General features: G+C 53.2%; 25 protein-coding genes. 8 read left to right on the top strand and 17 right to left on the bottom strand.

Going from position 1 to position 26131, the window contains the following annotated elements:
• Positions 1-146 precede the first annotated feature (146 nt).
• The 13 genes from HMPREF3178_RS06305 to asnC all read right to left on the bottom strand — a co-directional run bounded on the left by HMPREF3178_RS06305 (position 147) and on the right by asnC (position 11646).
• Entirely contained in the window at positions 147-566 is a 420-nt protein-coding gene (locus HMPREF3178_RS06305) for a F0F1 ATP synthase subunit epsilon (protein WP_004107274.1), read from the bottom strand.
• 20 nt (positions 567-586) lie between these two features.
• On the bottom strand, positions 587-1969 hold the full coding sequence (gene atpD, locus HMPREF3178_RS06300) for a F0F1 ATP synthase subunit beta (protein ID WP_004107276.1): 1383 nt from the start codon (positions 1967-1969) through the stop codon (positions 587-589).
• 26 nt (positions 1970-1995) lie between these two features.
• Positions 1996-2859 carry a F0F1 ATP synthase subunit gamma gene (gene atpG, locus HMPREF3178_RS06295; protein WP_004107278.1) on the bottom strand — a complete coding sequence of 288 codons (864 nt, stop codon included), beginning with the start codon at positions 2857-2859 and terminating at the stop codon, positions 1996-1998.
• Between the two features lie 50 nt (positions 2860-2909).
• The gene (gene atpA, locus HMPREF3178_RS06290; protein ID WP_004107281.1) at positions 2910-4451 is read right to left on the bottom strand and encodes a F0F1 ATP synthase subunit alpha; all 1542 of its coding nucleotides are present in this window, start codon (positions 4449-4451) and stop codon (positions 2910-2912) included.
• A 12-nt stretch (positions 4452-4463) separates the two neighbouring features.
• Positions 4464-4997: a F0F1 ATP synthase subunit delta gene (atpH, locus tag HMPREF3178_RS06285; RefSeq protein WP_004107287.1), complete on the bottom strand. Its 534-nt coding sequence runs from the start codon at positions 4995-4997 to the stop codon at positions 4464-4466.
• Positions 4998-5011: 14 nt separating this feature from the next.
• Positions 5012-5482, bottom strand: a complete 471-nt coding sequence (gene atpF / locus HMPREF3178_RS06280) for a F0F1 ATP synthase subunit B (RefSeq protein WP_004107293.1) — start codon at positions 5480-5482, stop codon at positions 5012-5014.
• Between the two features lie 56 nt (positions 5483-5538).
• Entirely contained in the window at positions 5539-5778 is a 240-nt protein-coding gene (atpE, locus tag HMPREF3178_RS06275) for a F0F1 ATP synthase subunit C (protein ID WP_000429386.1), read from the bottom strand.
• Positions 5779-5826: 48 nt separating this feature from the next.
• On the bottom strand, positions 5827-6642 hold the full coding sequence (gene atpB, locus HMPREF3178_RS06270) for a F0F1 ATP synthase subunit A (RefSeq protein WP_004107295.1): 816 nt from the start codon (positions 6640-6642) through the stop codon (positions 5827-5829).
• Positions 6643-6650: 8 nt separating this feature from the next.
• Positions 6651-7031, bottom strand: a complete 381-nt coding sequence (atpI, locus tag HMPREF3178_RS06265) for a F0F1 ATP synthase subunit I (RefSeq protein WP_017145191.1) — start codon at positions 7029-7031, stop codon at positions 6651-6653.
• Between the two features lie 616 nt (positions 7032-7647).
• A complete protein-coding gene (gene rsmG / locus HMPREF3178_RS06260) occupies positions 7648-8271 on the bottom strand; it encodes a 16S rRNA (guanine(527)-N(7))-methyltransferase RsmG (RefSeq protein WP_004116746.1) in 624 nt (207 codons plus the stop codon).
• A 112-nt stretch (positions 8272-8383) separates the two neighbouring features.
• The gene (gene mnmG / locus HMPREF3178_RS06255; protein WP_004116749.1) at positions 8384-10273 is read right to left on the bottom strand and encodes a tRNA uridine-5-carboxymethylaminomethyl(34) synthesis enzyme MnmG; all 1890 of its coding nucleotides are present in this window, start codon (positions 10271-10273) and stop codon (positions 8384-8386) included.
• 381 nt (positions 10274-10654) lie between these two features.
• A complete protein-coding gene (gene mioC / locus HMPREF3178_RS06250; protein ID WP_004107304.1) occupies positions 10655-11095 on the bottom strand; it encodes an FMN-binding protein MioC in 441 nt (146 codons plus the stop codon).
• Between the two features lie 92 nt (positions 11096-11187).
• On the bottom strand, positions 11188-11646 hold the full coding sequence (gene asnC / locus HMPREF3178_RS06245) for a transcriptional regulator AsnC (RefSeq protein WP_004107306.1): 459 nt from the start codon (positions 11644-11646) through the stop codon (positions 11188-11190).
• Between the two features lie 152 nt (positions 11647-11798).
• Between asnC and asnA the strand changes: the two genes are divergently transcribed.
• Positions 11799-12791: an aspartate--ammonia ligase gene (asnA, locus tag HMPREF3178_RS06240; RefSeq protein ID WP_004107308.1), complete on the top strand. Its 993-nt coding sequence runs from the start codon at positions 11799-11801 to the stop codon at positions 12789-12791.
• A gap of 7 nt (positions 12792-12798) precedes the next feature.
• Here asnA and viaA read toward each other — a convergent pair whose 3' ends face one another.
• Both viaA and ravA read right to left on the bottom strand, forming a co-directional pair.
• Complete coding sequence (gene viaA, locus HMPREF3178_RS06235; protein WP_017145190.1) at positions 12799-14247, bottom strand: ATPase RavA stimulator ViaA; 1449 nt, start codon at positions 14245-14247, stop codon at positions 12799-12801.
• Positions 14244-15743 carry an ATPase RavA gene (ravA, locus tag HMPREF3178_RS06230; protein WP_017145189.1) on the bottom strand — a complete coding sequence of 500 codons (1500 nt, stop codon included), beginning with the start codon at positions 15741-15743 and terminating at the stop codon, positions 14244-14246. The genes viaA and ravA overlap by 4 nt, the downstream gene beginning before the upstream one ends.
• A gap of 217 nt (positions 15744-15960) precedes the next feature.
• Here ravA and kup point away from each other — a divergent pair, with 217 nt between their 5' ends.
• The 7 genes from kup to rbsR all read left to right on the top strand — a co-directional run bounded on the left by kup (position 15961) and on the right by rbsR (position 23863).
• Complete coding sequence (gene kup, locus HMPREF3178_RS06225) at positions 15961-17829, top strand: low affinity potassium transporter Kup (protein ID WP_004107313.1); 1869 nt, start codon at positions 15961-15963, stop codon at positions 17827-17829.
• A 182-nt stretch (positions 17830-18011) separates the two neighbouring features.
• A complete protein-coding gene (gene rbsD / locus HMPREF3178_RS06220) occupies positions 18012-18431 on the top strand; it encodes a D-ribose pyranase (RefSeq protein WP_004116762.1) in 420 nt (139 codons plus the stop codon).
• Positions 18432-18441: 10 nt separating this feature from the next.
• On the top strand, positions 18442-19947 hold the full coding sequence (gene rbsA, locus HMPREF3178_RS06215; RefSeq protein WP_004107317.1) for a ribose ABC transporter ATP-binding protein RbsA: 1506 nt from the start codon (positions 18442-18444) through the stop codon (positions 19945-19947).
• Between the two features lie 5 nt (positions 19948-19952).
• Entirely contained in the window at positions 19953-20918 is a 966-nt protein-coding gene (gene rbsC, locus HMPREF3178_RS06210) for a ribose ABC transporter permease (RefSeq protein ID WP_004855792.1), read from the top strand.
• Positions 20919-20945: 27 nt separating this feature from the next.
• A complete protein-coding gene (gene rbsB, locus HMPREF3178_RS06205; RefSeq protein WP_004107321.1) occupies positions 20946-21836 on the top strand; it encodes a ribose ABC transporter substrate-binding protein RbsB in 891 nt (296 codons plus the stop codon).
• Between the two features lie 98 nt (positions 21837-21934).
• Positions 21935-22867, top strand: a complete 933-nt coding sequence (gene rbsK, locus HMPREF3178_RS06200; RefSeq protein ID WP_024274853.1) for a ribokinase — start codon at positions 21935-21937, stop codon at positions 22865-22867.
• A 12-nt stretch (positions 22868-22879) separates the two neighbouring features.
• Positions 22880-23863: a ribose operon transcriptional repressor RbsR gene (rbsR, locus tag HMPREF3178_RS06195; RefSeq protein ID WP_004107325.1), complete on the top strand. Its 984-nt coding sequence runs from the start codon at positions 22880-22882 to the stop codon at positions 23861-23863.
• On the opposite strand, the gene mdtD is transcribed toward rbsR, so the two are convergent.
• Entirely contained in the window at positions 23860-25257 is a 1398-nt protein-coding gene (gene mdtD / locus HMPREF3178_RS06190; protein ID WP_004107327.1) for a multidrug transporter subunit MdtD, read from the bottom strand. The two genes, rbsR and mdtD, sit on opposite strands and share 4 nt — an antisense overlap.
• A gap of 12 nt (positions 25258-25269) precedes the next feature.
• A complete protein-coding gene (locus HMPREF3178_RS06185; RefSeq protein WP_004107328.1) occupies positions 25270-25971 on the bottom strand; it encodes a FadR/GntR family transcriptional regulator in 702 nt (233 codons plus the stop codon).
• Between the last annotated feature and the right edge of the window lie 160 nt (positions 25972-26131).

Raw genomic sequence — 26131 nt, 5'->3', positions numbered from 1 at the left:
ACGCTGCATTCTCCAAACGATCAACAAAAATGAGACATTCATCACAAATTTTTTAAACCATCTTTTTAGTTTTGTTATTTCTGAAACGAAGCCATAAAAAAAGCCAGCCTGGCAACCAGACTGGCTTTTTAACTTTCAAGCCGGTGTTACATCGCTTTTTTGGTCAACTCGATAACGCGCAGTTTAGCGATCGCTTTGGCCAGTTCCGCGGACGCCTGAGCGTAATCCACGTCACCATGAGAGCTCTTAATGTGCTCTTCAGCCTTACGTTTCGCTTCCAGGGCTCGCGCTTCGTCGAGATCCTGGCCACGAATTGCCGTATCAGCCAGAACGGTCGTGCTACCCGGCTGCACTTCAAGAATGCCGCCTGACAGGTAGATAAATTCTTCGTGACCGTGCTGCTTAACGATGCGAATCATACCAGGCTTAATGGCGGTGAGCAGCGGCGCGTGCCCCGGGTAAATACCCAGTTCACCTTCGCTACCCGTTACCTGGATTTTCTCGACCAGACCAGAGAACATTTGTTTCTCTGCGCTGACGACGTCCAGGTGGTAAGTCATTGCCATATCACCCTCCGATTAAGGCGTTAAAGTTTTTTGGCTTTTTCCACGGCTTCGTCGATAGAACCGACCATGTAGAACGCCTGCTCCGGCAGGTGATCGTATTCGCCTTCCATGATGCCTTTAAAGCCACGGATGGTGTCTTTCAGGGAGACGTATTTGCCCGGAGAACCGGTAAATACTTCTGCCACGAAGAACGGCTGGGACAGGAAGCGCTGAATCTTACGTGCGCGAGCTACCACCAGTTTATCTTCTTCAGACAGTTCATCCATACCCAGGATGGCGATAATGTCTTTCAGTTCCTGATAACGCTGCAGGATGGACTGAACGCCACGAGCGGTGTCGTAGTGCTCCTGACCAACAACCAGCGGATCCAGCTGACGGCTGGTGGAGTCCAGCGGGTCAACTGCCGGGTAAATCCCCAGAGAAGCGATCTGACGGCTCAGTACCACGGTTGCGTCAAGGTGCGCAAAGGTGGTGGCTGGAGACGGGTCAGTCAAGTCATCCGCAGGTACGTATACCGCCTGTACGGAAGTGATAGAACCCGTTTTGGTGGAGGTGATACGTTCCTGCAGAACGCCCATCTCTTCCGCCAGAGTCGGCTGGTAACCTACCGCTGAAGGCATACGACCCAGCAGTGCGGATACTTCAGTACCGGCCAGAGTGTAACGATAGATGTTATCGACGAACAGCAGAACGTCACGACCTTCGTCACGGAACTTCTCAGCCATGGTCAGGCCGGTCAGCGCAACGCGCAGACGGTTTCCCGGCGGCTCGTTCATCTGGCCATACACCAGGGATACTTTATCGATAACGTTGGAGTCGGTCATTTCGTGGTAGAAGTCGTTACCCTCACGAGTACGTTCACCTACGCCCGCAAACACGGAGTAACCGGAGTGCTCGATCGCGATGTTACGGATCAGCTCCATCATGTTTACGGTTTTACCTACACCCGCACCACCGAACAGACCAACTTTACCGCCCTTCGCAAACGGACACATCAGGTCGATAACTTTGATGCCGGTTTCCAGCAGTTCCTGAGAGTTTGACAACTCTTCGTAGGAAGGCGCTGCGCGGTGAATCGCCCAACGCTCTTCTTCGCCGATGTCGCCTTTCATGTCTACCGGTTGGCCCAGTACGTTCATGATACGACCCAGCGTTGCTTTACCTACCGGGACTTCGATCGGATGCTCGAGGTCTTTGACTTCCAGACCGCGACGCAGACCGTCGGAAGAACCCATGGCGATGGTACGAACAATACCGCCGCCGAGCTGCTGCTGAACTTCCAGCACCAGATTCTCACTACCATTTTGTACCTCAAGAGCCTCGTACACGCGCGGTACGGCATCCTGAGGGAATTCGACGTCGACCACGGCGCCGATTACCTGGACAATTTTTCCAGTAGCCATCTTGAATCCTCTACGAATTAACCTGGTTATACCGCGGATGCTCCACCGACGATCTCGGTGAGTTCCTGAGTAATGCTGGCCTGACGAGCTTTGTTGTATACCAACTGCAGCTCTTTAATCAGGCTGCCGCCATTGTCGGTCGCGGCTTTCATCGCCACCATACGTGCGGCCTGCTCGCTGGCCAGGTTTTCTACCACGCCCTGATAAACCTGAGATTCCACATAACGACGCAGCAGGGTATCCAGCAGCGCTTTCGGATCGGGTTCATACAGGTAATCCCAGGATTTACGCTTCAACTCACCATCTTCTGAAGCCGGTAACGGCAGCAGCTGAGTAATGGTTGGAACCTGAGACATGGTGTTAATAAATTTGTTGCTGACAATATACAGCTTGTCCAGACGGCCTTCATCGTAGGCCTGCAACATCACTTTTACCGGACCGATCAGTTCGGACAGGGATGGGTTATCCCCCATACCTGTCACCTGGGCGACAACATTACCGCTAACGGAATTAAAGAAAGACACGCCCTTCGAGCCGATCATTGCGAGTTCGCACTGAACGCCTTTATCGGACCATGCTTTCATTTCCGCCAGCAGCTTTTTGAACAGGTTAATGTTCAAGCCACCACACAGACCACGGTCGGTAGACACCACCAGGTAGCCCACGCGTTTAACGTCGCGTTCTTCCAGGTAAGGGTGCTTATATTCCAGATTACCGTTCGCAAGGTGACCGATCACTTTGCGCATCGTATCTGCATAAGGACGGCTGGCTGCCATGCGCTCCTGCGATTTACGCATTTTGGAAGCGGCGACCATTTCCATCGCTTTAGTGATCTTTTGCGTGTTCTGGACGCTTGCGATCTTACTACGTATCTCTTTTGCGCCGGCCATGAGCTTCTCCTCAATGCCTTGCGGCCTGCCCTAAAGCAAGCCGCCAGACTTTACCAGGATTGGGTTGCTTTGAAGGAATCGAGGATGCCTTTCAGCTTGCCTTCGATTTCGTCGTTATAGCCACCGGACTGGTTGATCTCTTGCATCAACGGAGCGTGATCACGGTCGACGTAAGCCAGCAGAGCGGCTTCAAAGCTACCGATTTTCGCCAGCTCTACATCCGCCAGATAACCACGTTCTGCCGCGAACAGAACCAGAGACTGCTGCGCAACGGACATCGGCGCATACTGTTTCTGTTTCAGCAGTTCAGTTACTTTCTGACCGTGGTCCAGCTGCTTACGGGTTGCATCGTCAAGGTCAGAAGCAAACTGCGAGAACGCCGCCAGTTCGCGATACTGTGCCAGCGCGGTACGAATACCACCGGACAGTTTCTTCATGATCTTGGTCTGAGCTGCACCACCAACACGGGATACGGAGATACCCGGGTTAACCGCAGGACGAATACCGGAGTTGAACAGGTTGGTTTCCAGGAAGATCTGACCATCGGTAATAGAAATTACGTTGGTCGGAACGAACGCAGAAACGTCACCCGCCTGGGTTTCGATAATCGGCAGAGCGGTCAGAGAACCGGTTTTACCTTTCACTTCACCTTTGGTGAAAGCTTCAACGTATTCGACGTTAACACGTGCAGCACGCTCCAGCAGACGAGAGTGGAGGTAGAATACGTCGCCCGGGAATGCTTCACGTCCAGGCGGACGGCGGAGCAGCAGGGAAATCTGACGGTAAGCAACGGCCTGTTTAGACAGGTCATCATAAATGATCAGCGCATCTTCACCGCGGTCGCGGAAGTATTCACCCATTGCGCAACCGGCATACGGAGCCAGGTATTGCAGCGCGGCGGATTCAGATGCGGTTGCAACCACAACGATGGTGTTAGACAGCGCGCCGTGTTCTTCCAGTTTACGCACCACGTTAGAAATGGTGGACGCTTTCTGGCCGATTGCCACGTAGACGCACTTGATGCCGGAATCACGCTGGTTGATGATGGCGTCGATTGCCAGCGCGGTTTTACCGGTCTGACGGTCGCCGATGATCAGTTCACGCTGACCACGACCGATTGGGATCATGGCATCAACGGATTTATAACCGGTCTGCACCGGCTGATCGACGGACTGACGTTCGATTACGCCCGGAGCGATAGCTTCAACGGCAGAGAAGCCGTCGTGCTCCAGCGGACCTTTACCATCAATCGGTGCACCCAGGGTGTTAACCACACGTCCCAGCAGGCCGCGGCCAACCGGAACTTCAAGGATACGGCCAGTACATTTAACCTTCATGCCTTCGGCGAGGTCAGCATACGGACCCATCACAACCGCACCAACGGAGTCGCGCTCCAGGTTCAGTGCGATAGCGTAACGGTTACCCGGCAGAGCGATCATCTCACCCTGCATACAATCGGCCAGGCCGTGAATGCGGATAACACCGTCACTTACAGAAACGATAGTACCTTCGTTATGAGCCTCGCTCACAACATTGAACTGAGCAATGCGCTGCTTGATCAGTTCGCTGATTTCGGTGGAATTCAGTTGCATGCTCCAGTCCCCTTAAGACTGCAAGACGTCTGCAAGGCGTTCAAGACGGCCGCGTACGCTGCCATCAATGACCATATCACCCGCACGGATGATAACGCCTGCCATTACAGACTTATCGATTTTGCAATTCAGCTTAACTTTGCGTGACAGACGTTTTTCCATCGCGCTGGTGATTTTCGCAAGCTGTTCTTCGCTCATCTGAGCGGCAGAAATAACTTCTACCTCTGCGGTTGCCTCACTGGCAGCGCGCAGGTGAATGAACTGCTCAAGAACATCAGGGAGCGCATTCAGACGACCATTTTCAGCCATTACCCGAATCAGGTTTTGACCGTTTTCGTCCAGTTGCTCACCACAAACCGCGATAAACGCATCAGAGAGCGTTTCCGGCGCCAGCGCGCCAGAGAGTAGCTCTGCCATTTGTTCGTTTTTAGTCACTTCAGCGGCAAACGCCAGCATATCCTGCCAGCGCTCTACGCTTTGGTGTTCGACGGCAAAGTCAAAAGCTGCTTTGGCGTAGGGGCGAGCTACCGTTACAAATTCAGACATCAGCCCCTCCCTCCTTACAGTTCAGCGACAAGTTTATCCACGATGTCGCTGTTAGCAGCTTCATCCACGGAACGTTCGATGATCTTCTCGGCGCCAGCAACAGCCAGGATAGCGACCTGCTTACGCAGCTCCTCGCGAGCACGTTTACGTTCGGCATCGATTTCAGCCTGCGCCTGTGCGACGATTTTAGTGCGTTCCTGTTCTGCTTCAGCTTTAGCTTCGTCCAGAATCTGAGAGCGACGCTTGTTCGCCTGCTCGATGATTACCTGGGCTTCCGCTTTCGCTTTTTTCAGCTGGTCGGTCGCGTTGGCCTGTGCAAGGTCCAAATCTTTCTTAGCGCGTTCTGCAGAAGCTAAACCGTCAGAAATTTCTTTCTGGCGCTTTTCGATGGCAGCCATTAACGGCGGCCATACATACTTCATGCAGAACCATACGAAGATAACAAACGCGATGGCCTGGCCGAGGATTGTTGCGTTCATGTTCACAGCACAATACCTCTTAAAAAATAACTCTGTGGCTTAGGTTTCTTTCGAACAACTTACTACGCGACGGCGAACATCACGTACAGACCCAGACCTACAGCGATCATCGGGATAGCATCCACCAGACCCATAACGATAAAGAACTGAGTACGCAGCAGAGGAATCAGATCCGGTTGACGCGCTGCGCCTTCCAGGAATTTACCCCCGAGGATGCCGATACCGATCGCAGCACCGATTGCCGCCAGACCCATCATCACAGCGGCAGCCATGTACAGCAGATCCATATTCAGGTTTTCCATGACAGTCTCCAGTTTGTTTCAGTTAAAACGTAGTATGTTGGTAAAAAATCAATGCTCTTCAGATGCCATCGACAGATAGACGATCGTCAGAACCATGAAGATGAAGGCTTGCAGCGTAATAATCAGGATGTGGAAAATGGCCCACGGCACATTCAGAACCCACTGTGACCACCACGGCAACAGACCAGCAATCAGAATGAAAATCAGCTCACCGGCATACATGTTGCCGAACAGTCGCAGACCCAGAGATACAGGTTTAGACAGCAGGCTTACCCCTTCAAGGATTAAGTTGACAGGAATGAACGCCCAGTGATTGAACGGCTGCAGGGTCAGTTCTTTAACGAACCCGCCCACGCCTTTCATTTTGATGCTGTAGAAAAGAATCAGGATAAACACGCCAAGCGCCATCGACAGGGTGATGTTGACGTCCGCAGACGGAACCACGCGCAGTGCTGGCAGGCCGAAAATGTGTTCACCGATGTATGGCAACAGGTCGATAGGCAGCAGGTCCATCAGGTTCATCAGGAATACCCAAACGAACACGGTGAGGGCCAGCGGAGCGATAACCTTGCTCTTGCCGTGGTACATGTCTTTAACGCTGCCATGGACGAAGCCGATGATCATCTCGATAAAGGTCTGGAATTTTCCCGGTACGCCGCTGGTCGCCTTTTTGGCTACGCTACGGAACATAAGCAGGAACAACAGACCAAGCACCACCGAGAAGAACATGGAGTCAATGTTGAGCGTCCAGAAGGTGGCCGGGGGGTTATGCGGATCCACCAGCGAGAAAGTACGCAGGTCCAGCTGAAGGTTATTCAGATGGTGTCCTATGTATTCCTGCGGCGTCATATTTTCTGAAGCCATGATGCCTTTTACCCTTTGTTGTTAATTACAGCTGGCGCCAGAACTTGTACCACCAGCACCAAAACCCACGTCACTATCAGCGGCAAAAACACCACTTTGAAAACCGCCAGCGCCACCGCCAGAAGGGCGAAGGTCAACGACACCTTGAAAGCTTCGCCGAGAGCGAAGGTCCAGGCCACTCGGCCTTTAGCAGGTGTATGCGCCTGATGACGCCAGGCAAAAATCATAAAAATCATATTTGGCAAAAGAACCGCCAAACCTCCGCTAACGGCGGAGATGCCCCAGAAAGGGTCTTTGAGGCTGAACAGCAGTCCACTTGCTATTACCGCCAGTAACTGAATAAACAGAAGCTTACGAGCAACGTTTCGACTCAAGAGCGACACTGACATCACGTATTTACTCCTGCTCCCTTCGAGGTATGTCGCGTGTCGTATAAAACGTCCTTTAAGACGAAGAGTCAAGCATCAAAAAGCGGACAAATTATACGGTGACGCCCCGTGATTTCAAACAATAAGTAGCAAAATAGTGAATAAATGTTTAATTATTTTCCGACTGACAACTTTTCATGCATTTCACCAATCTGTGAGCCGTCATGCAAAACTGCAAATACCGCGAAAACACGGCTATTAAAGCGTGCATCAGATCACATAATAAACATTTTTCGTGAAATCGAATTAATTCTGTACATAAAACTCAATTTTTTATCCAATTGATATTCAACATAAAAAGTGGGTATTCTTTCTAAAACAATCCCATATACAATAAAAACCTTTTATTGACATTCATAATAAAAATTTAACATCAGTATGAAGTGCAAGCAGCGAGATTTTTAGCGTACTGATATTTTCAATGTTGACTATTCTCCTGGTAAAGCAACAGCGCAAAGTTAACCGAAAGAAAAACCATGGTAACGACAAGGTTAAATCTTGTCCGATGCTACCCTGCTGTGACTTTTATTTTTGTAACATGCACAACCCGGTTTTTTTTCACATTTTTTGATAAAAATTAAATCATTTTTGGCTGGATCACCACAAGGTGACGCTCACCATCCAGCTGAGGAACATGCAGTTCGAAAACATCACTAATGGCAAACCCTTCCGGAAGATTGGCCATTTCATCTTCTTGCGCTAACCCTTTGAGCGCATAGAAGTGACCGTCCTGCGCCGGTAAATGATGGCACCAGCTCACCATATCATTCAGCGACGCAAAAGCGCGGCTGATCACGCCATCAAACGGCGGTTCAGCCGGAAACGTTTCCACGCGGCTTTGTACCGGCGTGATGTTATCCAGTTTTAACTCATGCTGGACCTGTCGCAGGAAACGTACTCGTTTACCGAGGCTATCCAGCAGGGTGAAATGAGATTCAGGGCGTACGATAGCCAGCGGGATCCCCGGCAGACCCGGTCCGGTACCCACATCGATAAAACGCGTTCCTTTAAGGTATGGCGCAACAACAATGCTATCGAGAATGTGGCGTACCAGCATCTCATCCGGATCGCGAACCGAGGTAAGGTTATAGGCCTTATTCCACTTATCCAGCATGCCTACATAGGCGACCAGCTGATTTTTCTGGTGATCGGTAAGTGAAATACCCGCTTCATCAAGCAGACGAGAAAGTTTGTTGATCACGTTCGGTACCTGTTTAAAAACAATGAGCCCGGAGGCGATGCGCTTACCGGGCTGGATATAAACCAGGCGGATATCTTATGCGCTATCCGCCAAATGTATCGTTCAGGGAAAGTCAGGCGCTACGGCGCAGCATTCCCTGCTTTTTCAACCACACCAGCAAAATCGAGATTGCCGCAGGCGTAATGCCGGAAATACGCGATGCCTGCCCTATTGAAGACGGCTTGTGGTCGTTCAACTTAGCAATGACTTCGTTCGACAGCCCATTCACCTGGCGATAATCAAGCGTGGCAGGCAGCAACGTGTTTTCATTGCGCTGCTGTTTCTCAATCTCATCCTGCTGGCGCGCGATGTAGCCTTCGTATTTTACCTGAATCTCAACCTGTTCCGCGGCCTGCTTGTCTTCAAGACCCGGCGAGAATGGCGACATCTTCACCAGCTGTTCGTAGGTCATTTCCGGACGACGGAGCAAATCTTCACCGTTAGCTTCACGAGACAAAGGCGCCGTCAGCTGTGCGTTAACTTCAGCGGCGCTTTCCGCCAGCGGATTTACCCAGCTGGATTTCAGGCGCTGACGTTCACGTTCAATACTCTCAAGCTTCTCGTTGAAACGCGCCCAGCGTTCATCATCTACCAGGCCCAGTTCACGGCCTTGCTCAGTCAGGCGCAGATCGGCGTTGTCTTCACGCAGCATCAGGCGGTATTCCGCACGTGAAGTAAACATGCGGTACGGCTCTTTGGTGCCGAGCGTACACAGATCGTCCACCAGGACGCCAAGGTAGGCCTGGGAGCGACCCGGCGCCCATCCCTCTTTCTCGGCAGAGAAGCGGGCTGCGTTCAGGCCTGCCAGCAGGCCCTGAGCGGCCGCTTCTTCATAACCGGTAGTGCCGTTAATCTGGCCCGCAAAAAACAGGCCATGGATAAATTTACTTTCCAGCGTTGGTTTCAGGTCACGCGGATCGAAGAAATCGTACTCGATAGCGTAGCCGGGGCGAACGATTTTTGCATTTTCCATCCCCTGCATTGAGCGGACGATTTGCATCTGGACATCAAACGGCAGGCTGGTGGAGATGCCATTTGGATAAATTTCGTTCGACGTCAGTCCTTCCGGCTCGAGGAAGATCTGATGCTGATTGCGATCGGCAAAACGCATCACCTTGTCTTCGATCGAAGGACAGTAGCGAGGGCCGATCCCTTCAATCACGCCGGCATACATCGGGCTACGATCGAGGTTATTGCGGATCACATCGTGGGTTTTCTCGTTGGTATGCGTGACATAGCACGGTACCTGACGCGGGTGCTGGGAAGCATTCCCCATAAACGAGAAAACCGGCATTGGATCGTCGCCGTGCTGCTGAGCCAGAACGCTGAAATCAATGGTCCGCGCATCAATACGCGGTGGGGTACCGGTTTTCAGGCGGCTGACGCGTAGCGGCAGTTCACGTAAACGGCGAGACAGCGGGATCGACGGAGGATCGCCAGCGCGACCGCCGCTGTAGTTATCGAGTCCGATATGGATCTTACCGTCGAGGAATGTCCCTACGGTCAGCACTACCGCTTTGGCGCGGAATTTAAGCCCCATCTGGGTAACAGCACCCACCACGCGATCGTTCTCCACAATCAGATCTTCAACGGCCTGCTGGAAGATCATCAAATTAGGCTGATTCTCCAGGGCCGTGCGTACGGCTTGCCGATAAAGCACGCGATCGGCCTGAGCGCGAGTCGCCCGTACGGCTGGGCCTTTGCTGGCGTTTAGTATCCTAAACTGGATACCGGCATGGTCAATGGCCTTCGCCATCAGGCCGCCAAGCGCATCCACTTCTTTTACCAGGTGTCCTTTCCCAATGCCGCCAATCGCCGGGTTACAGCTCATTTGCCCTAGCGTGTCGATATTGTGTGTCAAAAGCAGAGTCTGTTGACCCATTCGCGCTGCGGCCATTGCGGCCTCAGTGCCTGCATGACCCCCGCCAATGATGATGACGTCAAAAGGATCCTGATAAAACATGGTGGTATGCCTCGCATAAAGCGGTTTGAAAATGGATTGAAGCCCGGGCCGTGGATTCTACTCAACTTTCGCCTTTCGAGAAAGCGCCGGGATCCTGAGTATTAAAAAGAAGATCTTTTATTTAGAGATCTGTTTTATTGTGATCTCTTATTAGGATCGGCTTGTCTTGTGGATAAGTCGGATCCAAGATTTAAGATCAATCGTTTAAGAAGGATCGCTTTCTGTGAATGATCGGTGATCCTGGTCCGTATAAGCTGGGATCAAAATGAAGGGTTATACACAGCACAAAAATCAGTCTACGGTTATACTTTGGATAACTACCGGTTGATCCAAGCTTTTAAGCATAGTTATCCACAGAAGAAAGTATGATCTTTACAATTCTCAGAGCAATTTTTGCCAGGATCCCAGCCAGACCTCAGCCGGATCTTCCGGAATTTCATGTTCGAGGACGTTAATTTTTAGCGTTTCGCCAATCTGTTTTGCCCCGCAGGCCTTCAGCGCCGACTCCAGCTTATCAATCGCTCCGCAGAAGGTGTCATATTCACGACTACCGATACCGACTGCGCCAAAATGGACCGCAGAAAGGTCGATCTGCTTTTCCTGAAGCGCTTCATAAAAAGGCAGCAGGTTATCGGGAATGTCGCCGGCGCCATGAGTAGAAGAGATAACCAGCCAGATCCCTTCCGCCTGTAGATCGTCAATCAGCGGGCCGTGCTGAATAGTCGTGCTGTGACCAGCCTCTTCCAGCTTTTCCGCCAGATGTTCTGACACATATTCTGCGCTACCCAGCGTACTGCCGCTGATAAGAGTTATCTCTGCCATGATCGCCCGCTCCACTTTTCCAGAGTGGCGTATTGTACGCTGTGAGCGAGCTGGGATCTACCTGTGGAAAAATGTGGGATTAAATAGTCCGTTCACGGGCGGATGGTACGCATGATCGGGTTTTGCAGCACGATCAGCGTTTCGGTGGACTGAATTTCATCAATTGTTTGGATCTTGTTGATAAGTACATGCTGGAGCGCATCGATCGATCGGCACATGACTTTTATAAAGATACTGTAGTGCCCGGTGGTGTAGTACGCTTCGGTAACCTCATCCAGACTGTTTAACCTCGCCAGCGCCGAGGGATAGTCTTTGGCGCTTTTCAGAATGATGCCGATAAAACATCCCACATCGTAGCCCAGCTGCTTTGGGCTCACGTCAATCCGTGCGCCAGTGATAATTCCGGCCTGCTTCATCTTCTCCACGCGAACGTGAATGGTTCCCGGACTGACGCCAAACTGTTTTGCCAGTTCAGCATAAGCGGTGCGCGCGTTGGCCATTAAGGCCTCAAGGATGCCGCGGTCCAGATTGTCGATCTGATAATTTTCCATAGGTTTTTCTTATGAAGTTTGACGAATCTTTCTATTTTAGCCTCGAATTTTAATGAATCAAAATCGATGCTGGCTTTTTGTTGTGGGATTATTGAATTGCAGCGCTGTTTTGTTGCTTAATCAATGGCAACAGGACGCAGGAGTTATAAAAAATGAAAACCGCATACATCGCAAAACAACGCCAGATTAGTTTCGTTAAGTCACACTTTTCCCGTCAGCTTGAAGAGAAGCTCGGCCTGATCGAAGTTCAGGCGCCGATCTTAAGCCGCGTGGGCGATGGAACTCAGGATAACCTTTCTGGTTGCGAAAAAGCGGTTCAGGTTAAAGTGAAAACACTGCCAGACGCCCAGTTCGAAGTGGTTCATTCACTGGCGAAGTGGAAGCGTCAAACCCTGGGACAACACGACTTCAGCGCGGGCGAAGGGCTGTACACGCACATGAAGGCCCTTCGCCCCGATGAAGACCGATTAACGCCCATCCATTCCGTTTACGTTGACCAGTGGGACTGGGAGCGCGTAATGGGTGACGGAGAACGCCACTGCGGAACGCTGAAATCGACCGTTGAAGCGATCTATGCCGGGATCAAAGCTACCGAAGACGCCGTCAGTAAAGAATTTGGCCTCAAGCCGTTTCTGCCGGAGACGATCCAGTTTGTTCATAGCGAGGAGCTTTTAAGTCGCTATCCGGATCTTGATGCCAAAGGTCGTGAACGGGCGATTGCTAAAGAGCTGGGGGCTGTATTCCTGATCGGCATCGGCGGCAAGCTTTCCGATGGTCAGCGCCACGATGTTCGCGCGCCGGATTATGATGACTGGAGCACGCCGGCTGCTGAAGGCTATGCCGGTCTGAACGGCGATATTCTGGTATGGAACCCGGTTCTGGAAGATGCCTTCGAGCTCTCTTCAATGGGGATCCGCGTGGATGCCGAAGCGCTGAAGCGCCAGCTTGCGATTACCGGTGATGAAGATCGCCTGAAGCTGGAATGGCACCAGGCGCTGCTGCGCGGAGAGATGCCGCAGACTATCGGCGGCGGCATTGGTCAGTCTCGTCTGACGATGCTGCTCCTGCAGCTTGACCATATCGGCCAGGTACAGTGCGGCGTATGGCCGACACAGGTTCGTCAAAGCGTTGCCGCTCTTCTTTAATGCGTGATTAACGCCGCCAGCGTCGCAGCAGGCGGCTACGCAGCCCGGTATCAAAGCGCCAGATATGATCGAAAATGCGCATAATACCGGGCTTGCCGTGTACCGACATCGCCACCGCATGAAAGCGATGCTGATGTTTATGCTGTAGCTCTCCCACCTTATTGATCACCTCATCCGGCAAGCGCTGTGCGATAAAATCTGAAATGACTACCGCATCGGCATCGATCCACTGCGGATTCTGCATACGCTCAATCACTGCCCGGAAACAGCTGGCCAGATCGGTGCCGCCACGGAAGCGCTGGCTCAGAAAGCGGATCGCCTGTTCCAGCCCCTGCGGACCGGTAAGTTCGTAATGCACCACCTCGCTGGAAAACAGCATAATAAAGCAGCGGCGGTTATCCGCCAGAGCGACCCGCATTAGCGCCAGACAAAACGCCTTGGCGCACTGTTCATTAAAACCGCCCATTGAGCCGGAAGTATCGACGCAGACGATAAAGGGTCCGCGCGGCTGTTCATCAAAATCCTGGCGAGTGACCGGCCGTTCGGTGATCTTTTCTTTCCACGCATCGCCGTGAAGCCGATAGGTCAGCAGCTGCTTTTCAACCAGCTTACGATAGAACTCGAACTCCAGCTCGGTGATACCGAGGGTAGCCAGCTCTGGCGGCAACAAACGCAGAATATCGTCGCTCTGCTGAAGCCCGTCCACCTGTTCCGGTACGGTGGCCGGTTCGCGCACCAGGCTGCGAAAGGTTTCCATCGGCGCATCTTTTTTCGGCACCGCTTTCGCTTCACGTGAGCGTCCCAGCTGTTCAGCGAGCTGCATGAGCTCGGGTTGTTGGCTTAGAAAGTCGCCGTAGCGCACGATCAGCTGATAGTCGCCTCGCTTCAGCTCGCCAGCGCTCATGTCCCACAGGTGTCCCGCCGCATTGTCATTTTCCACCAGCACCGGCTCCAGCTGGCCGCTGAGGGTCATGCGTTCCTGAACTTCGATCAGTAGCTGATCGCGCTCTTCATCCAGCAGTTGCTGATTAAGTGAGGTTGCCTGCACCACCAGACTCAAGCGCCAGCGCTGGAGGAATAACGTGTGCAGCGCTGGCGTAAAGGTGCTGTTGTTATCCACCAGCTGCTGGGCCTGGCTGGCAAAAGGGGAGTGCAGCTTATGCAGCTGGCTCAAAATTTGCGGAAGCTGGACGATAAACTGCGAGGTAGAAAGCCGCTGTGATTGCTGATAACACTGAACCTCCGCATCCAGCTCGGGGGGGATATTGGTCTCTTTAAGTCGCGATCTGACCGCTTCCCGCCAGCGCGGAATGTCGGCGGCGATAATATTTTTTAGGCGCGGGAATTTTTCAAAGAATACCGCCAGTTGAGGTGCCGCCAGCAGCGCCAGCAGCATCTCATCGATCATACCCTCTTCGCCGACTGCCAGCATGACATTCAGCATGTCCAGCGTCATGACTGACGCGCCTGTTTAATCTGCGCTCCGACGTCCTGCAGGCTGGCCTCAATGCGTCCCAGCCACTCACCGGGAATAAACAGACATTTCTGCTGTTCGCTGAAGCGGTTATGTTGCTGATGCCATTCGTCGTCCAGCGCTTCCAGCTGCTGCCGGATTTCGGCCGGCATATTTTCCCGCGATTCGCTACCGGGCAGGGAAAGTCGCGACCCCTGTAAGCTGACATCGCGCACGACCAGATGCTGGCTGGTATCGACATCCATATTCAGCGGCTGGGCAAAACCAATACCGTTGAGCTTGCCGCGAATCTCACCCCCTTTCTCCAGCCAGTGAGCAAGCTCTTCACGAACAAACGTAATATGAATCACTTCCAGGTCGTGCAGCTTAAGCGGCTGCTGGAGGAGCAGCGTCAACGTGGGCTCCTGAACTTCAGCGGGCAGTTCATAATGAGGTTTACGGCTGAACATACCGCCAAGACGGTTTACTTTTAGCGCGGTTTTATCGCTTTGCTGCTGTTGAAGCTGAATACGTCGTTGGATAATCGACCCCAGGCGAGTGAGCATCGCCTGCTGCTGCCAGGCGTGGCTGGTCATTAAGGTCTCCAGCTGCGCGGACATCAGGTTCATCGTCTCAATATTGTGCCACAGGCAATCTTTCAGCAGGATCAGGTCTATTGGCGCGATAGTGTCGCGGCCGCTGAAAAAGGCGCTGGCCTGCAGCAGACGAATGGCTTTTTTCCACCGACGATCTGAGACGTACGGCGCGTTCGGCAGCGTATCTAACTGCTGGCGCAGCTGGAAAATAAGTTCAAAAACGCTGTCCGGCAGCTTAACGCTGCCGATATCCTGCTGCCATTGCTGAAACTCCTCGTCGCTGACCTGTAGATTCGCCGGGACGGGGTTACTGTTCTCGTCCTGCTGGCTTATCAGCATTGAGCGGAAGTTGGTTTTATCCTGAACCTTATCCAGCCATAAACGGATAAGCATCCGATCGTATAGCGCCTCCAGGCTGTTGTCTGCTTCGGGGAGTTCGTTCGACGCCGCCACCAGCAGGCGCATAGGGATTTTTTCTTCGGTTGCCCCGTTGCGGAAATGACGTTCGTTTATTGCCGTCAGCAGCGTATTGAGGATCGCCGGGCCAGCTTTCCAGATCTCATCGAGGAAAACAATTTCGGCTTCCGGAAGATAACCCGCGGTCAAACGCTCGTAGCGTCCTTCATCTTTTAGCGCCTGAATGGAGAGCGGGCCAAAAACTTCTTCCGGCGTGGAAAAACGCGTCATCAGGTACTCAAATGCGCGAGCCTGCTGGAAGGCGAATTTTAGGCGTCGGGCGATCAGACTTTTGGCAATGCCCGGTGGACCCAGCAGAAAAACGCTCTCGCCGCTGAGTGCGGCAAGCAGGCAAAGGCGAATGGCGTGGCTGCGTTCGAAGAGTCCTTTTTCCAGAGCGGCGCTGAGCCGGGAAATTCTTTCTGCCAGTAAATGTGATTGAGCCATAATAGAGTTGCGTGCTTTTTAGAATGTCGTTGTTAGGTCGAGTATAGATGTTTGCTTAGGGGTGGTAATAGCCTGAAGAATCGATTTATTTTCTTTGAGTCAGGTTAAGATGATGTCAGTTAGGGGTACGATTCAGCAAATAATCGTGCATACTGTGCGCTTTTTGTGGGCCAAGGGACTAGGCACACATTTGTTTTATAAACGAAAAGACTAGTCTATGAGCACTGATAATAAGCAATCGCTGCCGGCAATAACGCTGGCGGCAATCGGCGTGGTATACGGCGATATCGGTACCAGTCCACTGTATACACTTCGTGAATGTCTGTCCGGCCAGTTTGGCTTTGGCGTTGAGCGTGATGCTGTTTTTGGCTTCCTGTCGCTCATTTTCTGGCTATTAATTCTCACCGTATCACTCAAATACATCACCTTCGTGATGCGGGCAGACAATGCCGGCGAAGGCGGGATCCTGACGTTAATGTCGCTGGCGGGGCGAAACACCTCCGCGCGCGCAACCTCCATCCTGGTGATCCTTGGGCTTATCGGCGGCAGCTTCTTTTATGGCGAGGTGGTGATTACGCCTGCCATCTCGGTGATGTCGGCGATAGAGGGGCTGGAAATTATCGCCCCGGACCTGGATACCTGGGTGGTTCCCATATCCATCATCGTTCTGACGCTGCTATTTGCCATTCAAAAGCACGGTACCAGCATGGTCGGTAAGCTGTTCGCGCCGATTATGCTGATCTGGTTCCTGCTGCTGGCGGTACTGGGCGCGCGCAGTATCTTTGCTAACCCGGAAGTGCTGCAGGCGCTGAATCCTTACTGGGCGGTACACTTTTTCCTCGAATATAAAACCGTCTCGTTTGTGGCGCTGGGCGCGGTAGTGCTGTCGATTACCGGCGTGGAGGCGCTGTACGCGGATATGGGGCATTTTGGTAAACTGCCGATTCGCCTGGCCTGGTTTTCGGTAGTACTGCCTTCACTGGTGCTTAACTACTTTGGTCAGGGCGCGCTGCTGCTCAAACACCCGGAAGCGATTAAAAACCCGTTCTTTCTGCTGGCGCCCGAGTGGGCGCTCATTCCCATGCTGATTATTGCCGCCCTGGCGACGGTTATCGCTTCACAGGCGGTTATCTCTGGCGTCTTCTCGCTAACCCGGCAGGCGGTGCGCCTGGGGTACCTGTCGCCGATGCGGATTATTCATACTTCGGAAATGGAGTCCGGGCAGATTTATATTCCGTTTATCAACTGGCTGCTCTATATCTCGGTGGTCATCGTCATTGTTAACTTTGAGCACTCCTCGAATCTGGCGGCGGCCTACGGTATTGCGGTGACGGGGACGATGGTGCTGACCACCATTCTGTTCACGACGGTAGCGCGTCAAAACTGGCACTGGAATAAGTTCGTTGTGGCGCTGCTGCTGGTTGCCTTTATGTGCATTGATATCCCGCTCTTCTCCGCGAACCTCGATAAAATCGTCTCCGGCGGCTGGCTGCCTCTGACCCTCGGCCTGGTGATGTTTACCATCATGACCACCTGGAAAAGCGAGCGTTTCCGCCTTCTGCGTCGGATGCATGAGCACGGTAATTCTCTGGAAGCGATGATCTCTTCTCTGGAGAAATCGCCGCCGGTCCGCGTTCCGGGTACCGCCGTCTATATGTCGCGGGCGCTGAACGTCATTCCTTTCGCGCTGTTGCATAACCTTAAGCATAATAAGGTGCTGCACGAGCGGGTGATTTTGCTCACGCTGCGTACTGAAGATGCGCCGTACGTGCATAACGTTCGTCGCGTACAGATTGAGCAGATTTCGCCGTCGTTCTGGCGCGTCGTAGCCAGCTACGGCTGGCGGGAAACGCCGAATGTCGAAGAAGTTTTCCACCGCTGTGGGCTGGAAGGCCTGAGCTGCCGGATGATGGAGACCTCCTTCTTTATGTCTCATGAGTCGCTGATCATCGGCAAGCGGCCATGGTACCTGCGCCTGCGCGGCAAGCTTTATCTTCTGCTGCAGCGCAACGCTCTGCGAGCGCCTGACCAGTTCGAAATCCCGCCGAATCGGGTTATTGAGCTCGGCACCCAGGTTGAAATCTGATGCGCTAAAGCCCTTCTTGATGAAGGGCTTTTTGTTTATTTGAACGCTTCTGGCTTTAACTCTTCAGACTTGCGAAACGTTTCGATGACGATCACAATTCTCACATCTGGTGATGGTTTTCTGTTCTCTTATTGCTAATACTTATACCAGCGAAACGTTTCGCTAGTGGAGTAAAAGAGAAAATGAAAAAAGGTACCGTCCTCAATGCTGAAATTTCGTCGGTCATCTCCCGCCTGGGTCATACCGATACGCTGGTAGTTTGCGATGCCGGGTTACCTGTTCCCCGCAGCAGCGCACGTATCGATATGGCGTTAACCCACGGGGTGCCCTCCTTTATGCAGGTTCTGGAGGTGGTGACTAGCGAAATGCAGGTTGAAGCGGCTATCCTCGCGGAAGAGATTAAAACGCTTAATCCGCAGCTCCACGCGACGTTGCTCAATCATCTTGAGCAGCTGCAGCAACACCAGGGAAACACCATTGAAATTCGTTACACCAGCCATGAGCAGTTCAAAAAAGAAACCGCAGATAGTCAGGCGGTGATTCGCAGCGGGGAATGTTCCCCGTATGCGAACGTTATTCTCTGTGCCGGCGTGACGTTCTGAGGTCGCCGCTATGGAAGCCTTATTGCAATTAAAAGGGATCGATAAATCGTTCCCTGGCGTCAAGGCGCTCTCCGGCGCCTCGCTAAACGTATATCCGGGCCGCGTGATGGCGCTGGTCGGGGAAAACGGCGCCGGTAAATCCACGATGATGAAAGTGTTGACCGGCATTTACTCCCGCGATGCCGGTTCGCTGCTGTGGTTGGGTAAAGAGACCACCTTCAACGGTCCCAAATCTTCTCAGGAAGCCGGAATTGGCATCATCCACCAGGAGCTAAACCTGATCCCCCAATTGACGATCGCCGAGAACATTTTCCTCGGCCGTGAATTTGTGAATCGCTTTGGCAAAATAGACTGGAAAACGATGTACGCCGAAGCCGATAAGCTGCTGGCAAAGCTGAATCTGCGTTTTAACAGCCAGAAGCTGGTGGGGGATTTATCGATAGGCGATCAGCAAATGGTTGAGATCGCTAAGGTGCTGAGCTTTGAGTCGAAGGTCATCATTATGGATGAGCCCACCGATGCGTTGACTGACACCGAGACCGAATCCCTGTTCCGCGTAATCCGCGAACTGAAATCGCAGGGGCGCGGTATTGTCTATATCTCCCACCGTATGAAAGAGATCTTCGAGATTTGCGATGACGTCACGGTATTTCGCGATGGGCAGTTTATCGCCGAGCGTGAAGTGGCCAGTCTGGATGAAGATCTGCTGATTGAGATGATGGTCGGCCGTAAGCTGGAAGATCAGTACCCGCATCTGGACAAAGCCCCGGGCGCTGTTCGTCTTAAGGTCGACAACCTGTGCGGTTCGGGCGTGGAAAATATCTCCTTTATTCTGCGTCAGGGCGAGATTCTCGGCGTCGCCGGGCTGATGGGCGCCGGGCGCACCGAGCTGATGAAGGTACTGTACGGTGCGCTGCCGCGCAGCAGCGGTTCGGTCACGCTGGATGGACGCGAAGTTGTTACGCGCTCCCCGCAGGATGGTCTGGCCAACGGAATCGTCTACATCTCAGAAGACCGTAAGCGCGACGGTTTAGTGCTCGGCATGTCGGTTAAAGAGAACATGTCGCTGACCGCGCTGCGTTACTTCAGCCGCGGCGGCGGTAGTCTCAAGCACAAAGATGAACAACAGGCGGTGAGTGATTTTATCCGCCTGTTTAACGTGAAAACGCCTTCGATGGAGCAGGCCATTGGGCTACTTTCCGGCGGTAATCAGCAGAAGGTCGCGATAGCCCGCGGGTTGATGACCCGCCCGAAGGTATTGATCCTTGATGAGCCGACCCGCGGCGTCGACGTCGGGGCGAAGAAAGAGATCTACCAGCTGATTAATCAGTTCAAAGCCGAAGGTCTGAGCATCATTCTGGTCTCTTCGGAGATGCCGGAAGTGCTGGGCATGAGCGATCGCATCATGGTGATGCATGAAGGGCATCTCGGCGGTGAATTCACACGCGAGCAGGCCACCCAGGAAGTATTGATGGCTGCCGCTGTGGGCAAGCTTAATCGTGTGAATCAGGAGTAAAAAAGATGAATAACCCGGCTGTTTCTGGTCGTCGCTACTTCACAAAAGCGTGGCTGATGGAGCAAAAATCGCTGATTGCCCTGCTGGTGCTGATTGCGATTGTCTCGACCATGAGCCCCAACTTTTTTACCGTGAATAACCTGTTCAATATTCTGCAGCAGACTTCAGTTAACGCCATTATGGCGGTAGGGATGACGCTGGTTATCCTGACGTCGGGTATCGACCTGTCCGTCGGTTCTCTGCTGGCTCTGACCGGCGCGGTTGCTGCTTCAATTGTCGGGATTGAGGTCAACGCGCTGGTGGCCGTGGCCGCTGCGCTGGCATTAGGCGCGGCTATCGGCGCCGTGACCGGCGTGATTGTGGCGAAAGGGCGCGTGCAGGCATTTATCGCTACGCTGGTCATGATGCTGCTGCTGCGCGGCGTGACGATGGTGTATACCAATGGAAGCCCGGTAAATACCGGCTTTACCGACAACGCCGATCTGTTCGGCTGGTTCGGGATTGGTCGTCCGCTGGGGATCCCAACGCCGGTGTGGATTATGGCGATCGTTTTCCTGGCCGCCTGGTACATGCTGCACCATACTCGCCTGGGCCGTTATATTTATGCGCTCGGCGGTAACGAGGCGGCAACGCGCCTTTCCGGCATCAGCGTGAATAAAGTTAAAATCATCGTCTATTCTTTGTGCGGCATGCTGGCCTCGCTGGCCGGGATTATTGAGGTCGCGCGTCTCTCTTCCGCGCAGCCGACGGCGGGCACAGGATATGAACTGGATGCGATTGCGGCGGTGGTGCTCGGTGGTACCAGCCTCGCGGGCGGTAAAGGCCGTATTGTCGGCACGCTGATTGGTGCGTTGATCCTTGGCTTTCTGAACAACGGCCTGAATTTATTAGGCGTTTCATCCTATTACCAGATGATCGTGAAAGCGGTGGTCATTTTGCTGGCGGTACTGGTAGATAACAAGAAGCAGTAACTGAGAACTCTACAGGACATCTTAACTATGAATATGAAAAAACTGGCGACCCTGGTCTCTGCTGTAGCGTTAAGTGCGACCGTAAGCGCAAACGCGATGGCAAAAGATACTATCGCTCTGGTTATCTCTACCCTTAACAACCCGTTCTTTGTCTCGCTGAAGGATGGCGCGCAAAAAGAAGCGGACAAACTTGGCTATAACCTGGTGGTACTGGACTCCCAGAATAACCCGGCCAAAGAGTTGGCTAACGTTCAGGATTTAACCGTTCGTGGCACCAAACTGCTGCTGATCAACCCTACGGATTCCGATGCGGTGGGTAACGCCGTGAAGCTGGCTAATCAGGCGAAAATTCCGGTTATCACCCTCGACCGTCAGGCGTCAAAAGGCGACGTGGTAAGCCATATTGCATCTGACAACGTGCTGGGCGGTAAGATGGCCGGCGACTATATCGCGAAGAAAGTCGGCGAAAGCGCGAAGATCATTGAACTACAAGGCATTGCCGGGACCTCCGCGGCGCGCGAACGTGGTGAAGGTTTCCAGCAGGCCGTTGCTGCGCACAAGTTTAACGTACTGGCCAGCCAGCCGGCAGATTTTGACCGTACCAAGGGTCTGAACGTCATGCAGAACCTGCTGACGGCGCATCCTGATGTGCAGGCGGTATTTGCCCAGAACGATGAAATGGCGCTGGGCGCGCTGCGTGCGCTACAAACGGCAGGCAAATCTGATGTGATGGTTGTTGGATTTGACGGCACGCCGGATGGCGAAAAAGCGGTTAATAGTGGCAAACTGGCTGCGACCATCGCCCAGCTACCGGAGCAGATCGGCGTTAAAGGCGTTGAGACCGCCGATAAAGTGCTGAAGGGCGAAAAAGTGGATACCAGCTACCCGGTTGAGTTGAAACTGGTCATTAAGCAATAATGTGCGATTCGGATCGGCGACGGTCCGAGGGACAACATAATAAAGAAAAGCAGGGCATGCGCCACCGGATCCCGGTGGCGCGCTTTCCGGGAATATTGATTATGAAAACCGCAGGCAAACTTGTCGTCCTTGGCAGTATCAACGCCGATCACATCCTGAATCTCGACGCCTTCCCAACGCCTGGTGAAACCGTTACCGGTCATCACTATCAGGTCGCTTTTGGCGGTAAGGGCGCAAACCAGGCCGTTGCTGCCGGACGCAGCGGGGCTAATATTTCCTTTATCGCCTGTACCGGCGATGACGACATTGGCGAGCGCGTTCGTCACCAGCTGGAAAGCGACAATATTGACGTTTCGCCGGTCAGAGCCGTCACCGGAGAATCAACCGGCGTGGCGCTGATTTTTGTTAACGCTGAAGGTGAGAATACTATCGGTATTCATGCCGGTGCTAATGCCGCGCTCTCCGTTGCGCAGGTTGATGCGGAAAAAGAGCGTATTGCTGGCGCGCAGGCGCTGCTGATGCAGCTGGAATCACCGCTGGAAAGCGTACTGGCCGCGGCGAAAATCGCTCACCAGAATCAAACCTCAGTCATCCTCAATCCGGCGCCGGCACGTGAATTGCCCGATGAGCTGCTCACGCTGGTAGATATCATTACCCCTAACGAGACCGAAGCGGAAAAGCTCACCGGCGTGCGCGTGGAAAGCGACGATGATGCGGCAAAAGCCGCCAAAGTGCTCCATGATAAAGGTATCGGTACGGTGATCATTACCCTTGGCAGCCGTGGCGTATGGGCCAGCTGCGAAGGTGAAGGTCGTCGGGTGCCCGGCTTTAAAGTGCAGGCGGTAGATACCATAGCCGCTGGCGATACCTTTAATGGTGCGCTGGTCACCGCGCTGCTTGAAGGTAGTGAACTGGCGCAGGCGATTCGTTTTGCCCATGCCGCCGCCGCTATCGCCGTCACCCGCAAAGGGGCCCAGCCCTCCGTGCCCTGGCGAAAAGAAATAGACGAATTTTTACGTCAACAGGGGTAACGCTTGGCCACCATGAAGGATGTAGCCCGCATAGCGGGCGTTTCCACTTCGACGGTTTCTCATGTCATCAACAAAGATCGTTTCGTTAGCGAAGCAATTACCGCTAAAGTCGATGCCGCGATTAAAAGCCTGAACTACGCGCCGTCTGCGCTGGCGCGCAGCCTTAAATTAAACCAAACCCGCACCATAGGCATGCTTATTACCGCCAGTACCAACCCGTTTTATTCGGAGCTAGTGCGCGGCGTGGAACGTAGCTGCTTTGAGCGAGGCTATAGCCTGGTGCTGTGTAATACCGAAGGCGATGAGCAGCGGATGAACCGTAATCTTGAGACGCTGATGCAAAAGCGCGTCGATGGTTTACTCCTGTTGTGCACTGAAACTCATCAGCCTTCGCCGGAAATTATGCAGCGCTATCCTTCTGTACCGACGGTGATGATGGACTGGGCGCCGTTCGACGGCGATAGCGATCTGATTCAGGATAACTCTCTGCTCGGCGGCGATATGGCGACCCAGTATCTGATTGACCAGGGCTATAGTCGGATTGCCTGTATCGCAGGTCCGCTGGATAAAACGCCAGCCCGATTGCGCCTGGAGGGATATCAGGCTGCGATGACTCGAGCCGGACTTGCGGTACCGGAAGGATATGTGATTAGCAGCGATTTTGAATTTGGCGGCGGATTCAGCGCCATGCAGACGCTGCTGACGCTGTCAGAGCTACCGCAGGCAGTATTTGTCGGTAACGATGCGATGGCGGTGGGCGCCTATCAGGCCCTTTACCAGAGCGGCCTGCGTATTCCGCAGGACATGGCGCTGGTGGGTTATGACGACATCGAACTGGCGCGCTATATGACGCCGCCGCTAACCACAATTCATCAACCGAAAGATGAGCTGGGCGAACTGGCCATCGATGTGCTGATTCACCGCATGGCCGATCCGGGACAAAAACAGCAGCGCGTACAGTTAACGCCTGAGCTGGTGGTTCGTGGCTCAGCCTAACGCTTATGCCGCTCCTTAATCAGGTTGCGGCCATCTTTTGCTCTTAATAAGGTAAATACCAGCGCCGATACCACGGTGATAGCCCCCATGGTAATAAAGGTGTAATGAAATTGCTCAATGGTATTTGCGCTATCAAATCCTTCATAAAACCTCAGCACCGCCGCGCTAACGGCGACCCCGAGACTGATAGAGAGTTGCTGAGTAACGGCCAGCATGCTGTTGCCGCTGCTGGCGTTTTCATCGGTTAAATCGGCGAGCGTGATGGTGTTCATTGAGGTGAACTGAGTGGACATCGCCATCCCCAGAACGAATAGCGGCAGCAGCAGCATCCAGATCGACAGATCCGGAGATTGCAGCGAAAACTGAGCAATCATCAGGCCGATGAATACCGTGACCCCAACCAGCGTTTTACGGTAGCCGAACCAGCGAAGTATCTGGGTGACGGTTGATTTCGCAATAATGGAACCGATAGCCGTAGGCGCAATCATGCAGCCAGCAATAATCGCCGGATACCCGAAGCCAACCTGGAGCATCAGCGGCATCAGGAACGGAACGCAGCCGGTGCCCAGGCGCGTGGCCAGGTTTCCCGCGATCCCAACAGAGAAGGTATGCGTCTTAAATAAGGATAGCGAAATGAGCGGTGTGGGATGACGGCGAGCGTGGCGAATATAGGCCCACATTAAAACGATGCTCAGGGCGATAACGGCCAGAGCCATCCAGGTGGCAACAATCTTCTCGCCAAACAGCTCGATTCCACTGGAAAACAGCACCAGGCTCAGGCCAAAGAGGATAAAACCGAGCGTGTCGAAGCGACGTCGTGGCGTGGTGAAATCCGGCATGTACTTGCGAGCGTAGACGATTCCGATAATGCCGATGGGAATATTAATCAGGAATATCCAGTGCCAGCTTGCCCAGGTCACCAGTACGCCGCCGAGCACGGGGCCGAGGATAGGGCCGACCAGGCCAGGCATGGTGACGAAGTTGAGTACCGGCAGCAGTTCGCTGCGCGGATAGGCGCGCAGTAACGCCAGCCTCGCAACCGGCATCATCATCGCTCCGCCGATGCCCTGAATGACGCGGAAGATAACCAGTTCCATCAGGGAGTTGGAAAGCGCGCAGGCCAGGGAACCGAGGGTAAACAGGCTGACGGCGATGATAAATACTTTCCGCGTGCCGAAGCGGTCGGCCAGCCAACCGCTGACCGGGATAAGCATGGCTACTGTCAACGTGTAGCTGATAATGGCCGATTGCATCGCAAGCGGTGAACGGTTAAGGCTATGGGCGATAGCGGGAAGGGCCGTATTCAGAATGGTAGCGTCAAGCGCCTGCATAAAAAAAGCCATCGCTGCGATCCATGGCAGCCCGGCCATACTGCGGGCTTTCTTTTTGGTCATTCGATACCTTTACTATTTGTCGGAATGGTTGGGGGCACTCAACAACGCCTGGCAGGCGCTCAGCGCTCGCAAGCCGTCGCTATCCAGAATGGCATCAACGATTGCCTGATGGAGATCCAGCTTCACCACTTCATTTTGGGTAATCGAAGTGAAGTAGGTGTGGTAAACCGAATGAAATAAAGAAGCGAAAGAGGTCAGGAAAGGATTGCCGCTCATTTCATATATATGTTCATGCCAGGCCATATCGACCTCAATCCAGCGCTCGCGCTGAAAGTTCCTCTTTAGCTCAACCATCTCCTCCATCAAAGCGTTGAGTTGAGCCTTCTGCTCCGGCGTGCCTGAGGTTGACGCCAGAAAACAGGCTTGGGGCTCCAGGCTTTCGCGCATAACGAGGAAATGGCCGACAACTTCAGCGAAATTATCTTCCGTTAACCACCATGCGAGTAGTTCTTTATCGAGAAAGTTCCAGCTGCTGCGGGGCATCACCCGCGTTCCGATCCGTGGACGAGGTAAAAGCATCCCTTTCGCAGCAAGCGTTTTAACCGCTTCACGCACGGCCGTACGGCTCACGCCAAACTGCTCACCCAGTTCCATCTCTCCGGGAAGGATACTTTCTGGCGGGTATTCCCCGGTCAGGATTTTTTGAGCTAGTTTCTCCGCTAATACCCAGGAGATGTTCTTTTGTGCCGCCAACTGCTGTGCGCTTAAAGACATAAATGCCGTTCCTTTCTCTTTTTTACCTTATCAGTATGCCATCTGGCGGCGTGCTTCGTTGGTTAAAACGGCAAAACGCCGCTTTTTTGCTACATTACACGGCGTAATGATGAAAAAAGAGGCGGTTGAAAAGTTTTTTGAAATTTCCCCTTGTCACTTC

This window comes from Klebsiella sp. HMSC09D12 (assembly GCF_001808475.1).
GTDB classification, from domain to species: domain Bacteria; phylum Pseudomonadota; class Gammaproteobacteria; order Enterobacterales; family Enterobacteriaceae; genus Klebsiella; species Klebsiella oxytoca.
Note: the sequence above shows the minus strand (reverse complement) of the source record. Positions and strands in the feature narration are given on the sequence as shown.

Bases quoted from the DNA above. Each gene is read 5' to 3' on its own strand.
- kup (WP_004107313.1), top strand. From the start codon at position 15,961: ATGAGCACTGATAATAAGCAATCGCTGCCGGCAATAACGCTGGCGGCA.
- rbsR (WP_004107325.1), top strand. From the start codon at position 22,880: ATGAAGGATGTAGCCCGCATAGCGGGCGTTTCCACTTCGACGGTTTCT.
- HMPREF3178_RS06185 (WP_004107328.1), bottom strand. From the start codon at position 25,971: ATGTCTTTAAGCGCACAGCAGTTGGCGGCACAAAAGAACATCTCCTGG.
- atpH (WP_004107287.1), bottom strand. From the start codon at position 4,997: ATGTCTGAATTTGTAACGGTAGCTCGCCCCTACGCCAAAGCAGCTTTT.
- viaA (WP_017145190.1), bottom strand. From the start codon at position 14,247: ATGACGCTGGACATGCTGAATGTCATGCTGGCAGTCGGCGAAGAGGGT.
- rbsC (WP_004855792.1), top strand. From the start codon at position 19,953: ATGAATAACCCGGCTGTTTCTGGTCGTCGCTACTTCACAAAAGCGTGG.
- mioC (WP_004107304.1), bottom strand. From the start codon at position 11,095: ATGGCAGAGATAACTCTTATCAGCGGCAGTACGCTGGGTAGCGCAGAA.
- rbsD (WP_004116762.1), top strand. From the start codon at position 18,012: ATGAAAAAAGGTACCGTCCTCAATGCTGAAATTTCGTCGGTCATCTCC.
- rbsA (WP_004107317.1), top strand. From the start codon at position 18,442: ATGGAAGCCTTATTGCAATTAAAAGGGATCGATAAATCGTTCCCTGGC.
- mnmG (WP_004116749.1), bottom strand. From the start codon at position 10,273: ATGTTTTATCAGGATCCTTTTGACGTCATCATCATTGGCGGGGGTCAT.
- atpI (WP_017145191.1), bottom strand. From the start codon at position 7,031: ATGTCAGTGTCGCTCTTGAGTCGAAACGTTGCTCGTAAGCTTCTGTTT.
- asnA (WP_004107308.1), top strand. From the start codon at position 11,799: ATGAAAACCGCATACATCGCAAAACAACGCCAGATTAGTTTCGTTAAG.
- atpA (WP_004107281.1), bottom strand. From the start codon at position 4,451: ATGCAACTGAATTCCACCGAAATCAGCGAACTGATCAAGCAGCGCATT.
- atpD (WP_004107276.1), bottom strand. From the start codon at position 1,969: ATGGCTACTGGAAAAATTGTCCAGGTAATCGGCGCCGTGGTCGACGTC.
- ravA (WP_017145189.1), bottom strand. From the start codon at position 15,743: ATGGCTCAATCACATTTACTGGCAGAAAGAATTTCCCGGCTCAGCGCC.
- atpE (WP_000429386.1), bottom strand. From the start codon at position 5,778: ATGGAAAACCTGAATATGGATCTGCTGTACATGGCTGCCGCTGTGATG.
- asnC (WP_004107306.1), bottom strand. From the start codon at position 11,646: ATGGAAAATTATCAGATCGACAATCTGGACCGCGGCATCCTTGAGGCC.
- rbsB (WP_004107321.1), top strand. From the start codon at position 20,946: ATGAATATGAAAAAACTGGCGACCCTGGTCTCTGCTGTAGCGTTAAGT.
- atpB (WP_004107295.1), bottom strand. From the start codon at position 6,642: ATGGCTTCAGAAAATATGACGCCGCAGGAATACATAGGACACCATCTG.
- atpG (WP_004107278.1), bottom strand. From the start codon at position 2,859: ATGGCCGGCGCAAAAGAGATACGTAGTAAGATCGCAAGCGTCCAGAAC.
- HMPREF3178_RS06305 (WP_004107274.1), bottom strand. From the start codon at position 566: ATGGCAATGACTTACCACCTGGACGTCGTCAGCGCAGAGAAACAAATG.
- mdtD (WP_004107327.1), bottom strand. From the start codon at position 25,257: ATGACCAAAAAGAAAGCCCGCAGTATGGCCGGGCTGCCATGGATCGCA.